Origin of the sequence: Salmonella sp. SAL-020 (genome assembly GCF_017372215.1) — a bacterium.
In the GTDB taxonomy this organism is placed as follows: Bacteria; Pseudomonadota; Gammaproteobacteria; order Enterobacterales; family Enterobacteriaceae; genus Salmonella; species Salmonella enterica.
On sequence record NZ_CP071690.1, the window covers coordinates 4243285 to 4259996 of the forward strand.

Sequence of the window (16712 nt, forward strand, 5' to 3'; positions counted from 1 at the left end):
GTGAGGGGCCTCCGTTATTATGCGTGTTCTTCTTGATTATCTACAGGTAGCGTAACTTCATTAACGGCGAAAACATCAATAGCGCCGTTATTGTTGTGCCCTACAGAACTCGTGGAAGGGGAATCATTAATATCATCCTCGGTCTTTCCTCTTGCATTCATTGCGTTCACAATATCCGCCGAGGAGTGATCGACTGAGAATGTTTTCTCCTTAATCAGGAAATCATTGTCTTTATCAATGAATTTCACGTCCATAGTATATTCACCATCTTCCAAAGATAGCGGAACTTCGAATATTGCTTTCTGGTTAGTTATCGGCAGAGTAAACTCTTCTCCTTCAAACATAATACTGACATTAACAATATTCTCAGGTACTGATATTTCAAAAGAAGGTGTCTGACTAATTGAACGATCTATTTCATCCCCAGAGTCAGCGTTTAACAATGTAATACTATAGGCTGTCTCCTTCACCACGCTTTCTTCCGCCGCAGACGGCACTGTACGAAGATGCGTAGCGCTTTCGGCATTCACTGTTTCAGACTCCGGTGGAGTAACCGCTGTTGCCGTGGCGTCATCGCTCGCATCGTCATGCTGGCTATCCGCTGTTACCGTCACCGTTGAGTCAACCGTCACCGCTAGCGAAGCAGATTGCTGTGAGTTCCCCGCGCGATCCACCACCGTCACGCTCAGCGTGTAGGTACCATCATTCCAGGCGGCTGGCGGCGTGAAGGTCCAGCCATCCGCGCCTTGCGTCGCCTGATAGGTGTCTGTCACGCCGTTATGCGTCACGTTTACGGTCACCCCGGTCACATCAGCATCAATATGCTGCAGCGTGAACTTAGGCTGGGTGTGATTCGTCACGTTATCGCTGTCTGAAACGCCATTGTCTTCACCTGCTGCCAACGCAATCTCCGGCACCGTCAGCGTACTGTCGATCGTAACGGTAATGGGTAACGAGTTTTTCTGATTACCCGCGGCATCGCTTGCGATTACCGATATCGTATAGGAACCATCAGCTAACGGTGTACCTGGCGTAAAGAACCAAACGCCATCGGCATTTTTTTCAGCATTATATACGGTCCCATTGATATCGACCTGAACGACCACAACATCGCTTTCCAGATTCCCGATAATAAAGGTAGGTTGCTTATCTCGCGTAATATTATCGCCCACCGTACCACTGTCTGAGTCTGGAGATAATGAAATAACGGGAACCTCTTTCATGATATCGAGAGAGACATCATCACTCCGGTTACCAATCGCATCCACACTCGTAATGGTAAACTTCCCTTCCGATGGATACGGGATAGCCATACTCCATTTACCATTATCAGGAACGGTTAACGTATAAGTATTCCCATTACTATCGGTTATTATTAGCTGAGATTTGGCTTCCGCCGTCCCCTGCATAATAATTAGATCGTTGACAATATCTGAATAAGTTACGACCGGAGCGTTTGGCGGCGTTCGATCAATAAATATTTCATGTACCTCTTCCTTACGGTTGCCTGCGTTATCCTCAATACTCAACGTGATATCGTATTTACCTTCCGGAAGCTGATCGGTCGATAATTCCCACTGCCCATTAGCCGCAACGACAGCGGTTGCCAACGTGACCCCTGCCACGATTAATGATACCGTAGCGCCAATTTCCCCCATACCTCTCATGGTAATAGTGGAGCTATTACTCCACCAGTCCGTTTTCGATGATGATTTATTGTCATCAAGCTCGCTGGTAAATACCTGGATATGCGTATCGACCCAAATGGAATACTTTTCCTGATTTACGTTACCAGCACGGTCCGTAGATTTAACAGTGATATCCAGTTGGCCTTCTGTGAAATAAAGCGGGTTCACCGGCATCTGCCAGTGGCCTTTTTCATTAACCCAAACTTCCCCCACATTTAAGCCATTAATGATGATTTCTATTTTGCTATTGGGCTCGGCACTGCCACTAAACAATAAGTTACGCGTCGTGTCCGTTATATATATTTTGCCATCACTACCGGTCATCTCTGCTAACGTTTGTCCACCGATAGAATCAATGGCGACAGGCGTCGTATTAAAGGTATCGATAGTAAAGTTTAGCGTTTTCGAGGTAGCCGTGTTGCCTGCTTTATCGGTGATAACATAATAAATGCTATGGGAACCATCGCCCAACGGTGACTCAGGTCGATAAACTTGATTTCTGTCCGTCACCGTGATCGTATCGACTAACACCCCATCAATGAAAATCTGAACACTCTGGTTCATTTCTCCAGAAATACTAAACGTAGGCCGGGTCTGACTCGTTATACTATCATTACTGAAAATACCGTTATCAGAACCTGCCACCATAGCAGGATTATCGATAAACGTACTGGTATCTATCGTGACGAGTAAGCGAGGCGATTCTGCCGTATTACCTGCCGGGTCTTCGGCAACCACACGGATAGAATATTCACCATCTTTTAACACATTATCAAACTGGTAGGACCAGGTTCCATCTTCAAGCACAAGCACATTTGCCACGATCTTTTCATCCACATAAATATGGATTGTGGCTCCCGCTTCTGCGGTGCCAACTAACACAGGCTTGTTGTGATTAGTAATCAGATCGTCAAGTGAACCAGAGTTGCTTGCATCTTCAAGGTTGAGCGTTGGGAAGTCGGTTGATGAATCGACATCCACGCTATAATCCTTGCTCACTTCAGTGTTGCCAGCAACGTCAGTAATGCTGAAATGAATATTAAACGTACCATCATCTTGCAGCAGTATCGGCGCGCGCCATGTGCCATCAGCCTCAACCATAACAACGTTGACTAATTTACCATCGACAAAGATGCTGACCTGAGAACCAGCCTCCCCGACACCTGAGACTGACAACGCCCGGTTATTAGAGAGGGCCGGTAATGAATCTTCATCAATGTCAAAGACAGCAATTTGAGAATCGATTGTCACGGTTGTAATCGCAGACTCAACCCGGTTACCAGCAGTATCCGTAGCAACAAATTGCACCTGATACTCGCCGTCGGCGCTATTTGCCGGCATGGTATAGCTAATATTACCTGACGAACTCGCCTCTACTGTGCCTTGTAACACACCATTAATATAAACCTGTACCGTCGCGCCGGGATCGGTCATGGCAACCAGTACCGGAGACTTATTATTGGTAATCAGATCATATTTATCACCGCTATTAGTATCCCGACTTAATGAAATATCGCTGATTTCAATCTGCGTATCATGTTCTATCAGGATATCTTTTTGTTGGCTGTTGCCCGCTTTATCTTCCGATACCACGACAAAGGCATTACTACCTTCACGCAGATCTAATTCTGCGCTCCATCGACCATCATTGCCTACCACCAGGGTAGCAATAACCACCCCCTGCGGACTCCTGATGGTTAAAGTACTTCCGGCTTCGGCAGTACCATCGATGGTGACATGAGATTTATTGGTGATCCAGTCGCCAACTTTGCCACTGTCATCAGCTTCGCGTAATACCACGGTTAACGGCGAAATTACCGTATCCAGTATCACATTCTGCGGACCAAACTCTCTGATATTGCCGGCAACATCTTCAACTTTAAACGTTAATACATAATTACCGTCATTACCCAAAGCAGGTAATACTACGCCCCAGTGTCCTGCGCCTGTCGTATAAGCAATCGCTTTTTCAACGCCATTCACAAAGATAGTGATTTTGCTGTTTGGCTCACTGGTGCCGCCAATCTCCGGCGTCACCGTATTGATATATCCGCCCTCATGCATTCCAGATATATTCCATACCAGTTCAGCAACCTCGGTATCGATAGTGACATCAACGGCGGTGGAACGCAGTTCGCTATTATCGCGAGGGTTGACTATACCCACCTGGACGACATAATGGCCATCTTTCATTTCCGATAACTGGAAAGTATATCGACCCGCTGTATCCGCTGTCGCCTCGCCGACCTTCACGCCATCCACATAAATACTCACAATCGCATTAGGTAACGTGTTCCCAACCAGGGTCGGCGTTTTATTATTCGTGGTAAAGTCTCCTAAGGCACCACTATCGCTCTCCTCGCTGAGCTTTATGGTTGGAGGCGTGACATCAATAACAGGTATTACGACAGGAAAGTCGACCTGCGACGATTCATTACCCGCTTTATCTTTGGCAACAATGCTCACAACATAGGAGCCTGGCGCTAATACTGATGGCGGCGTCCAACTCCATTCGCCATTCGCATTGGCGTTTGCCGAGCCGACCACTTTCCCATCCCACTGAATCATAATCGTCGAGAACGCTTCGGCAAACCCTTTGAACTCAGGACGCAGGCTGGTTGCTTCATGCTGATCATCAATAGATGGATCCGAAAGGCGAATGGTGGGATCGATCGTAACCGTATCGATAGTGAATCTTTCCTGCGTTTGCGCAGTATTTCCCGCGACATCTGTTGCGACGACGTTGATGGTATACATGCCATCCGGCAGTATATTCGGCGTCACACTCCAGTTGCCATCAGCGCCAACCGTAATCGTTTGTTTTAAAACCTCCCGACCTGACTTATCGTCAACAATGGTAATCACCAGTTTCGCATTGGGCTCTGCAGTACCTTCGAATTTGGGATTTTGCTTATTCGTAAGGTTATCGCTATTGGAATTTCCGGTATCAGACGCTGGCTCCATTCTGACACTGACGCTTGTCGTGGTATCAATGGTAAAGGGCAGCTTAGTTTCAGAAGTATTTCCGGCAATATCTCTGAAGACAACAACGGCTTCATATACGCCATCGTTTAACGCAACGGGAACCTGGAATTCCCAGAGGTTATTGCCATTTGCCGTAACCGGATAAGAAACGCCGTTAATTCTGATTACAACAGTATCAATATCGGCGGGTACATTGCCAATAACGAAACGTGGTTTAGTGACACTCGTAATATTATCAACAGCGCTTTCGCCAGTATCATCCGCATCCAGCAAATCAATACTGGGATCAGAAACAATAGTGTCTATTGTGAATGATACCTCTTTGCTAATTTTATTACCTGCGATATCTTCAGCCACTATTTCTATTTTGTAAGTTCCATCCACTAACGGTGTATCAGGGGTAAACAGCCATTTATTACCTGCCCCCTGAGTCAGTGTGCTGGATTTCCCGTTTAAAATTACCGTCACGCTCTGCAGCGGTTCTCTGGCTGAAATTTCAAAACGTGGAGAGGTAATATTCGTAATACCATCCGTAGAATCCTTTCCGGCGTCGTCCAGCATCACGACGCTCAGGCCGTCAATCTGCGTATCCACGGTGAAGCCCAGCGTGGAATTTGCCGTATTCCCTGCCCGATCCGTCGCCTGGACATGGAGAGTATAATGACCATCAGGCAATGCGCTACCTGCAGTAAATTCCCACTGCCCGGCCGCATTTTTACTGATGGGCGTCCAGTTTACGCCATCGAAAGAAACCAGCACCGATGTCACATCATCAGGCGTTGCAATTTCAAAAGAGGGACGGGTAGCATTGGTGACATTATCGTGATCGTTGACGCCGCTATCTGTTGTTAACGTAACACTGTCAATCTGAACCTGCGTGTCGATTTCAATCTTCAGTTCGGCCGATGTTTTGGTATTACCAGCAATATCCGTTACGGTAACAGAGATCGTATGCTGACCGTCAGACAGCGGTTGATCCGGCGTAAAGGTTAAATTCCCCCCTGTGTTTTCAATGGTGTAATCCCGACCATCAATATGAACCACAATGTGTGATACATCATTATCGACATTACCGATAATAAACACCGGTTTGTTAATCCTGGTAAGATTATCATTAGTATCATCACCAGTATCATGGGTGGGATCGAGTACAATTGTCGGCTCTCGCAGAGTCGTATCAATCGTAAACTGCAGCGTTTCTTGCGCAACGTTGCCGGCGATATCAGTCACATCAACCAAGAGAGTGTGTTGCCCATCAGGTAATGCCGAACCGACATTAAATATCCAGCGGCCATCCCCTCCTTTTGTGAGTTCAATCCAATTAGCGGCGTTATCGATTTTAACGCGCACATGAGTAATATCATCAGCGGTAACAATACTAAACTGCGGCTTGTCGACTTTGGTAATGTTATCTACATCGCTATCACCGCTATCTGTAACCAACGTGACGCTTTCAATTTCAGCCGTCGTATCTATCACAACAGGTAATGGTTTCGATGTCGCGGTATTTCCGGCCTTATCTTCAACCGTAACGGTAATATTATAAGAACCATCCGGAATGGCATTGCCTGGCGTAAATTGCCAACCAGCCCCAACCTTAGTCGCGTTATAATCATGACCATCAATCGTCACCACGACTTTGATAACATCGGGGTCAACATTACCAATCGTAAAGGTGGGTCGTGAAATATTAGTGATATTATCGGCTGTATTCGCTCCGGTATCTTGTCCTGCGTCTAAAGCAATAGTCGGAACCTGTATATTAGTATCGATATTAAATACTAAATCTTTATTCGCAATATTACCTGCCTCATCCGTGGCCTCTACGCGAAGGGTATATGTGCCGTCAACCAGAGTATTCGGGCTGTCAAAAATCCACTGTCCGTCGGCATTTTTGCGTATCACATTCCAGTTAGCGCCACCATCCAGGGTTACGCGTACCTGGACGACATCACCGGGAACGTCAATTCTGAATGACGGTTTGGCAACATTCGTTAATTGATCATTCTGCACGCCAGTATCATTAAGCAATACGATATTGTTAATGGTTGTCGTGGTGTCAATACGCACCTCAAACGGCGCAGACTCTTTTACATTCCCCGCCAGATCTTCCACCACAACGGCTAACTGATATGAGCCATCAGCCCAGCTCGCAGAAGGCGTAAAGCGCCATTGACCATTGGTGAATACCGCCGCTTCCTCGTGCGTTTTACCGTTGTAAGTTACTTTGACCATCACGCGCGTAACGTCAGAATCAACCTGGCGTATGTCGAACACAGGCCGATCGTGATTGGTGAGGCGATCGCCAACAGTACCGCTATCTTCGCCAGCTGCCAGTTCAATCACCGGCGTAGTCAACGTACCGTCTATCGTCACCTTTAAAGGCGCGGATGTTTGCTGGTTGCCTGCCACATCTGTTACCGTCACGGTGAATGTGTAGCTACCGTCCGCCAAAGCAGAATCCGGTCGATAGCGCCAGCCGTCGGCTGATTCGGTGAGTACCACCGTTTTAAACGTGCCGTTATGCTCAATACTCAATTCCACGTGTCGAACATCTTTATCGATACTCCCCAACACAAATACTGGCTGAGTGACGCTGGTCAGATTATCGTTCTTATTCTGTCCGGTATCCTGATCGGGCGCCAGCTCAATGGTTGGCGTCATCAACGTGATGTCGATAGTGAAATTGAGCGTCTCCGTCATCTTATTACCCGCACCGTCAGTCACTTCCACGGTCAGGGTATGCTGTCCCTCTGGCATATCCGTCGGCCAGGTGTAATCCCAAATGCCAGCCGTCGAACTCTTGATTGCGGTAACCCAGGTCGTGCCGCCGTCAATACTCAGAAGAACCTTTTCCACATCATCCGGTACCGAGATCTGGAACTGCGGACGCACATGTTTTGTCACATTATCGCCAGGGACGCCGCTATCGTTGACTAATTCAATATGATCAATGGCTATTTGCGTATCCACTGTCACCGTCAGCGGCGTAGACGGACGCGTATTTCCCGCCCGATCCTCCACTGTCACCGTCAGCGTATAATCACCGTCGCCCCACGGCGCTGGCGGTGTAAAGCTCCAGCCTCCAGCCCCCTGTGTCGCGGTAAACGAGGTTGTCGTTCCATTATGCGTGACGCTGACTGTAACGTTGATAACATCCGAATCGATATTCTGCAGAATAAAGGTCGGTCGGGTGCGATTGGTCATATCATCGCCAGGCGTACCGGTATCATCCGTGCTATCCAGCGCAATAGTCGGCGTCGACAACCGGGTGTCGATGAAAAATTCAAGCGTTTGCGTCGCCGTATTGCCCGCTCTGTCGGTGACCATGACGGTTAGGGTGTGTTTTCCATCGCCCATATCCGTTGGCCAGGTATAGCCCCAGACGCCTTCAATACCCTGCGCCGCGCTCACCCAGTTTGCGCCCCCATCAATGCTCAGTTGCACAGAATTCACATCCGCCGGCACCGTGATCTCAAACTGCGGACGGGTGCTGTTAGTTAGATTGTCATCAGGCACGCCATGATCATTGACCAATGTAATATCAGTAATGCTGGTTTGCGTATCTACCGTCACTATCAGCGGCGTGGACTGACGAACGTTTCCTGCGTTATCCGTTACCTCTACCGTCAGTGTATAGCTACCGTCCGCCCAGTCAGCATCTGGCGTAAAGCGCCACTGTCCTCCAACCTGGGTTAGTGTCACTTCCTGGCTATTGCCGCCCTGTGTGATCCGCAAAATGACCGATTGCGCATCGGAGTCAATATTGCCAATGGTAAAGCCCGGTCTTTTGACGCTCGTAATATGATCGCCAATGGCACCTGTATCGTCCCTGCTATCCATAGTGATGGTAGGCGTTGACAGCCGGGTATCAATGGTAAAATCGAGCGTCTGCGTCGTCTTATTTCCCGCCTTATCGGTCGCTTCTACCGTCAGGGTATGTAGCCCGTCGGTCACATCTTTCGGCCAGGTGTAATCCCAGATCCCTGCCGTGCCCTGTGTTGCACGAACCCACGTATTACCGCCGTCGATACTCAGACGTACCTCGTTGACATCCCCTGGCACCGTGACGCGGAAGTGTGGACGAACGTCATTGGTCAGGTTGTCGCCGGGAATACCGTTATCATTAACCAGTTCAATAACATCAATGGTGATTTGGGTATCAACCGTGACCGTCAGCGGCGCTGAGTATTTTACGTTCCCCGCATCATCCTCCACCCTCACCGTCAGCGTATAGTCGCCATCTGCCCATGTGCCGGTCGGTGTCACGCTCCAGATGCCGGTCGCGCCTTTGGTGGCCGTCAGCACTTCTTTCGTGCCGCCATACTGCACCTCAACCGTGACATACCGCGCGTCTGCGTCAATATTGCCCAGTATAAACGTCGGCTTATTCGCGTTGGTCAGGTTATCGCCTTTTGTTCCGCTGTCGTCCGTGCTGTCCAGCACGATAGTCGGTTCTGACAGCATGGTATCGATGATGAAGTCCAGTTTCTGCGTCGTCTGGTTTCCCGCCTTGTCGGTCGCCTCCACTGTCAGGGTATGCTTCCCCTCTCCCACATCAGCCAGCCAGGTATAATCCCAGACGCCCGGCGTCGCGCTCTGGGTAGCGTTGAACCACGTCTTGCCGCCGTCAATGCTCAGGCGTACCTCGTTAACATCCGTCGGTACCTTCACCTGGAAGTGCGGACGCACGTTATTAGTCAGATTATCGTCGGGAATACCGCTGTCATTGACCAGTTCAATGTTATTAATGGCGATTTGCGTGTCCACCGTCACCGTCAACGATGCAGAATGGCTGGTGTTCCCCGCTTTATCTTCGACTGACACACTCAGGGTATAATCACCATCCGCCCACGCCCCTGTCGGCGTAAAGCTCCATCCGCCTACGCCTTTCGTGGCGTCAAATGTGGTGGTGACGCCGCCATGCTCCACGCTGACCGTAACGCGAACGGCATCATCATCAATATGCTGCAGGGCAAATGTCGGCTGGGTGCTATTCGTCATGTTATCGCCCTGGACACCGGTATCGTCCGCGCTATTCAGTACGATGACCGGCACTGACAGCGTGGTATCAATAGTGAAGTGGAGTGTCTCCGTCACCGTATTACCCGCATTGTCAGTCGCTTTCACATTCAGCGTATAGTCGCCATCCGGCACGGTGCCCGGCCAGGTATAATTCCAGACGCCCGGCGTCGCGCTCTGTGTCGCCTTAACCCAGGTCACGCCACCGTCAATGCTCAGACTAACTTCGTTAACGTCCCCCGGTACCGTCACGCGGAACTGCGGATGGGCGTCGTTAGTCATATTGTCGCCGGGAATACCGTTATCATTAACCAGTTCAATAACATCAATGGTGATTTGGGTATCAACAGTGACCGTTAGCGACGCTGAGTGTTTTTCGTTCCCCGCCTCATCTTCCACCCTCACTGTCAGCGTATAGTCGCCATCTGCCCATGTGCCGGTCGGTGTTACGCTCCAGTTGCCGGTCGCGTCTTTGGTGGCCGTCAGCACCTCTTTCGTGCCGCCATGCTGTACCTCAACCGTGACATACCGCGCGTCTGCGTCAATATTGCCCAGTAAAAACGTCGGCTTATTTACGTTGGTCAGGTTATCGCCTTTTGTTCCGCTGTCGTCCGTGCTGTCCAGCACGATAGTCGGTTCTGACAGTAGGGTATCGATGATGAAGTCCAGTTGCTGCGTCGTTTTGTTTCCCGCCTTGTCGGTCGCCTCCACTGTCAGGGTATGCTTACCCTCTCCCACATCAGCCAGCCAGGTATAATCCCAGACGCCCGGCGTCGCGCTCTGGGTAGCGTTGAACCACGTCTTACCGCCGTCAATGCTCAGGCGCACCACGTTGACATCCGTCGGTACCGTCACCTGGAAGTGCGGACGCACATTATTAGTCAGATTATCGTCGGGAATACCGCTGTCATTGACCAGTTCAATATGGTCAATGGTGATTTGCGTATCGATGGTGACCGTCAACGGCGCTGAGTGGCGAATATTACCCGCCTCATCTTTCACCGTTACCGTCAGCGTATAGTCGCCATCAGTCCACGCGCTGCCGGGTACAAAACGCCACTGCCCGTTAGTCTGCGTCAGCTCCACCTCCTCGCTGTGACCATCGCGCATCACCTGCACGACGACCTGAGTCACGTCAGAATCAATACCGCCGATAATAAAACCCGGCGTTTTAACGTTAGTCTTATTATCGTTGGCGGTGCCGCTATCATCTGCGCTATCCAGCGTGATGGTCGGTGTCGACAATGTGGTATCAATGATAAAATTGAGCGTTTCCGTCGCCGTGTTGCCTGCAACATCGGTTGCTTTCACTGTCAGGGTATACGTATTTTCGACCAGATCTGTCGGCCATATATACTCCCAAACGCCGTCAGACGTCAGCGTTGCGTTAACCCAGTTGATGCCGCCATCAAGACTCAGTTGCACAGAGTTCACGTCCGTCGGTACCGTAATATGAAACTGTGGACGTGCTTCATTGGTCAGGTTATCCCCGACAATACCCGTGTCATTAAGAAGCTCAATGCGATCAATAGACGTTTGCGTATCGATAGTCACCGTCAGCGGCGCAGAATAATTTGTATTACCCGCCTTATCTTCTACCTTTACCGTCAACGTATAGTCGCCATCGGTCCAGGCTGCGCCCGGCGTAAAGCGCCACACACCGCCGTTCTTAATCAACTCTATCTGTTGGTTCTTACCATCATGCGCCACCGTCACCACCACTTTGGTCACGTCGGCGTCGATATTACCGAGGGTAAAGCCTGGCATCTTAACGTTGGTGATGTTATCGCCAGCGGCGCTATCATCCGCGCTGTCCAGGGTAATAGTCGGTTCTGACAGCAGGGTATCGATGATGAAGTCCAGTTTCTGCGTCGTTTTGTTTCCCGCCTTGTCGGACGCTTCCACCATCAGGGTGTGAGGGCCGTTAGCCACATTCGTCAGCCAGGTGTAATCCCAGACGCCCGACGTCGCGCTCTGCGTGGCGTCAAACCACGTTTTGCCGCCATCAATACTCAGTCTTACACCGTTAACATCCGCCGGTACTGTCACCTGAAAGTGCGGGCGCGCTTCATTGGTCAGATTATCGCCGGGGATACCGCTGTCGTTAACCAGTTCAATACGGTCAATGGCGATATGCGTATCTACTGTCACCGTCAACGGCGCGGACTGCTTCACATTTCCGGCCCTATCTTCTACCTTCACCGTCAGGATATAGTCGCCGTCCGCCCAGTCGCTGGTCGGCGCAAAGCGCCACTGTCCGCCGGTCTGAACCAGTGGCACCTCCTGTTTAATGCCATTGTGCATTACCTCCACTATCACCCGGCTGACATCGGTATCAATATTGTTGAGGGTAAAGCCCGGCGTTTTAACATTGGTGATATTATCGCCCGCGATGCCGCTGTCATCTGCGCTGTCCAGCGAGAGGGTCGGCACAGACAGAGTGGTATCGATGGTGAAATCAAGTTCCTGCGTCGTCTTGTTTCCCGCCTTGTCGGTCGCCTCTACCGTCAGGGTATAGCCTCCGTCGGCCACATCATCCGGCCAGATATAATCCCAGGCGCCCGGCGTCGCGCTCTGGGTAGCGTTGAACCACGTCTTGCCGCCGTCAATGCTCAGGCGCACCACGTTGACATCCGTCGGTACCGTCACCTGGAAGTGCGGACGCACGTTATTAGTCAGATTATCGTCGGGAATACCGCTGTCATTGACCAGTTCAATGTTATTAATGGCGATTTGCGTGTCCACCGTCACCGTCAGCGATGCAGAATGGCTGGTGTTCCCCGCTTTATCTTCGACTGACACACTCAGGGTATAATCACCATCCGCCCATGATGTCGGCGGCGTAAAGGTCCATCCGCCTGTGCCTTTCGTGGCGTCAAATGTGGTGGTGACGCCGCCATGCTCCACGCTGACCGTAACGCGAACGGCATCATCATCAATATGCTGCAGGGCAAATGTCGGCTGGGTGCGATTCGTCATGTTATCGCCCTGGACACCGGTATCGTCCGCGCTATTCAGTACGATGACCGGCACTGACAGCGTGGTATCCACCGCGAAATCGATGGTCTTCGTCACGGTATTGCCTGCTTTATCAGTCGCCTCCACCGTTAGCGTGTATTGACCATCTGCCAGGTCTGTCGGCCAGATATACTCCCAGCTGCCTGCCACGCCCGGGGTTGCCTGAACCCACGAATTACCACCGTCAATGCTCAGACGGACTTCATTGACATCCGTAGGTACCGTCACACGAAAGTGGGGACGGTCGTCGTTGGTCATATTGTCGCCTTTCACACCGCTATCGTTGACCAGTTCCACCCCATCAATGGCGATTTGGGTATCGATAACGACCGTCAGCGGCGCTGAATAGCTGGTATTTCCTGCCTTATCTTCTACTTTCACCGTTAACGTGTAGCTGCCATCCGCCCACGTATTCCCTGGTGTAAATAACCAACTACCATTGAGGTGGGAAAGTTCGATCTCTTCGCTCACGCCATTATGCATCACCTGTACGACGACCCGATGCGCATCGGCATCAACACCGGAAATAGCAAAACCTGGCTTATTGATATTGGTCAGGTTATCGCCTGTAACCCCCGTATCATCCTTAGAAAGCAGGGAAATCACCGGCGTTGATACTGTGGTATCGATAGTAAAATCGAATACCGCACTGTTCGCTTTATTACCCGCAATGTCCTCAACCTTGACATAAACCTGATGCAAGCCTTCCGTTAAATCTGAAGTAAAGGTATAGGCCCATGAACCATCAGGTTGTTGCGTGGCAACACCGATCTGCGTATCAGACATGGCATCCCATACCTGAACACTGATAATGTCCGGATCAATATCTTTTAGGTGCAAGGTAGGTTTAACGATATTCGTTAAATTATCATCTGCAATTCCCGAATCTGAATCCGGGCTCAATGAAACTATCGGTATTGAAATAGCAGTATCGACGCTAATTAAGAAAGGATCCGAATGGGCAATGTTGCCAGCGATATCTTCAACTGAAGCGGTTATTCTATGATCGCCATCAACCAAACCTTGATCGGCTTTCAGGGTATACTCCCATCTGCCATCTTTATTTGTTCTGACCTCAGCGATCAGTGCGCCATCAATATAGAGTTTAACCGTTGAATAGGGTGCAGCGGTTCCTGTCAGTGCAGGATTCTTTTCATTAATAATATGGTCTGTATTATCAACCCCCGTATCGTTGACCAACTCTATTGTTGGTTTTTGCGTTTGCGTTACGATTTGGAAATTATACGCTGATGAGGAGGCAGTATTACCGGCAATATCTTCTACTTTTACCGTTACGTCATGCGAGCCATCGGATAACGCTGTGGTAAATTGAAAATTCCATACACCATCATCGCCAGCAATAGCCTCACCACTTAACACACCGTCAACATAGATGGAAACCTTAGCATTAGCTTCAGCCATCCCGGTAAACAACGGCGTATTAATTTTAGTAATCATATCGCCTTTAACGCCAGAATCAGCGCTATCATGCAACATAACAGTAGGGATCGGCGTAAAGCTATCAATGGTAAGCTGATAATCTACAGATGACGTTCTTCCTAAAGGATCGATGGATTCAACCGTAATCTTATAAACATTGTCAGACAGATTTCGGGAAATATCAAAATTCCAGTTACCGTCTGCATCCGCAGTCGTCACGCCTATCGTTTTACCATCGATAAGGATATTTACGGTAGCAAACCTATCAGCTGTTCCCAGTAATGTCAGAGCATTATGTTTATTGGTAATCCAGTCGCCTTTTGCACCGGAATCATCACTGGCATCGAGTTCCGCTTTTGGAGGTACAACTTCAGTTTGAATAGTAAAAGAATATTTAACAGTAGAGGATTTATTACCGGCGGCATCCTGAGAGATGATTTCAATATCATAGGCGCCCTGAAGAAATTTATTACTAAACTGATAATTCCAGGTCCCGTTTGAGTCAACCTCAATGCTGTCATATAATTTACCATCTCGCATCAATAAGATGGTAGACTTTGGCTCTGCCGTACCGACTAAAGCCGGTAAATCATTCCCTGATAAAATTATACCATTCGGTAAAACAACAAAGTCCTCCAAAGAAACCGTCGGAGGTACAGGGGCAATAGTATCGATAACGTAACTAAAGGAAAAATCCTTTTTGTTGCCAGCGACATCTTCAACAGTGAACGTAAGATTGTTAATCCCTTCCACTGAGTCGGAAGTGAAATTGAACGTCCATTCGCCCTTGTCATTCGCTTTAAAAATAACCTCTTCGCCAGTCTCACTATTTATGACACTGATAATAGCATTTGGCTCAGTTTTACCTGTAAAGGTTGGGCGAGTATTGTTAGTAACGTTATCTCCGACAATACCGCTATCATTCGTCGTTTCAATCTCAGCGCTGAAATAGCTGATACGTGTATCAATAGTAAAAGGCAGATTTGCCGTCGCTGAGGTATGCCCGGCAATATCAGTAGCTGTTGCTGTTATATTGTATTCGCCATCCTTGAGCGGCGTAGTAAGCGTATAGCTCCATGTCCCATCTTTAGCAACAATGACCTCACCAAGATGTTTAAGTCCAAGATAAATAGAGACTGTAGAACCGGGTTCCGCCACACCAATAAATGTTGGCAGGGTGCTATTTGTAATGTTGTCATTTTTAATGCCGGAATCACTACTATCATCCAGCTCAATCGTCGGCTTTTCCGGAGGAATGGTGTCGGTTATGATACTATCCGTCGTTTCGTTTTTATTACCTGCTTTATCTACAGCAACGACTTTTATACTATTTTCGCCCTCAGATAATTCATTATCCTTAAATTCATAACTCCAGTTTCCATCTTTATCGACATCAACGCTGGCAACCAGTTTATTATCTACATAAATGTCAACCTTAGCATTCTCTTCCGCCGTACCAACAATTGAAGGCGTCAAGGTCGGCGTTAAGCCCTTATGACCGGACACACTACTTTCAGGCGAAAGTTCAAATGTTGGTTTATCGGTAACGGAATCGATAGTAATGACAAGTTTGGCGCTACCGCTCCCATCAGCAGTCTTGGCCTCTGCCTCCAGATTATATGCTCCATCAGTCAATGTTTCAGGCGCTGTAAAGGTGAAGTTACCCAAACTATCCGCTACAGCCTGACCGACAGCAATACCATTAATTTTAATAATAACCGTGGCATTGGGAGCAGTGCTACCTACAAACTGAGGTTTGGTAAAATTAGTTATACTATCATCTTTGCTACCGCTGTTACTCTCGGCCGCAAGCGCTAATGTGACTTTAAGCGGCTCTTTAACAGACTCGGCATCGAGCTTATTTTCCTCATTTTTACTGCTATTACTTTTGCCAGTACTGGTATTTTTATTAATAGGTTGAGGAAGAACTTTTTCAGCATCGTTCTGTTTAGAAGCCTGCGTTGCTTTAGCCTGTGTATTTTGCTGGGAAGCATCGCTTTGCTGAGCCAGATTGTCTTTTGCTACATTGTCAGCCAAAAAGTTCTGCAGCATTTCTTCAATTTGCTTTGACGAGTTCTGTACTTCAAACGCTTCATTGAGCGCTTTTTCTGCAGCCTCCTTAGCTTTCTCTGCTTCTTCCTTCGCCTTATCAGCTTCTTTCTTTGCGTTTTCAGCATCGTCAAGCTGCTTTTTTAATTCCTCTTCTTCCTTCTTATTTCGTCGTTTGCCATTACCTTTCTTTTCTACCTGAGCAGAATCAACCAATGAGCTGTCAATTCTCTCCAGTTGAATATCTTTTAAATCTACGCTGCCCAGAATTTTAGCGCCGGTAATAGTCTTATCTTTAAATTTAACAGCGAGGTTATTGCCTTTGATACTTGAATAAAGAGCGCCATTGACAATGATCACTGAACCACGCGGCGTGGTAATGTTCATGTCTGGCCCGGAAAGAGAAACTTTTGCGCCTTTGGCATTACCCAAAGAAGATAAATCAATTACAGAATTTTGATCGGCAAAAAACTTTTGTATGCTTTTATTTCCCATAATATTATATTCACT

At 48.6% G+C, this 16712-nt stretch carries 1 protein-coding gene; it reads right to left on the reverse strand.

Translation table 11 applies throughout. From position 1 onward, the window contains the following. Positions 1 to 17: 17 nt before the first annotated feature. Positions 18 to 16697 (reverse strand): non-fimbrial adhesin SiiE, encoded by a 16680-nt coding sequence (gene siiE, locus J1G48_RS20635; protein WP_001713859.1) that lies wholly within the window; start codon positions 16695 to 16697, stop codon positions 18 to 20. Positions 16698 to 16712: the final 15 nt, after the last annotated feature.

What these genes read in the sequence shown, in the direction of transcription:
- siiE (WP_001713859.1), bottom strand. Translation starts at nt 16,697, where the DNA reads ATGGGAAATAAAAGCATACAAAAGTTTTTTGCCGATCAAAATTCTGTA.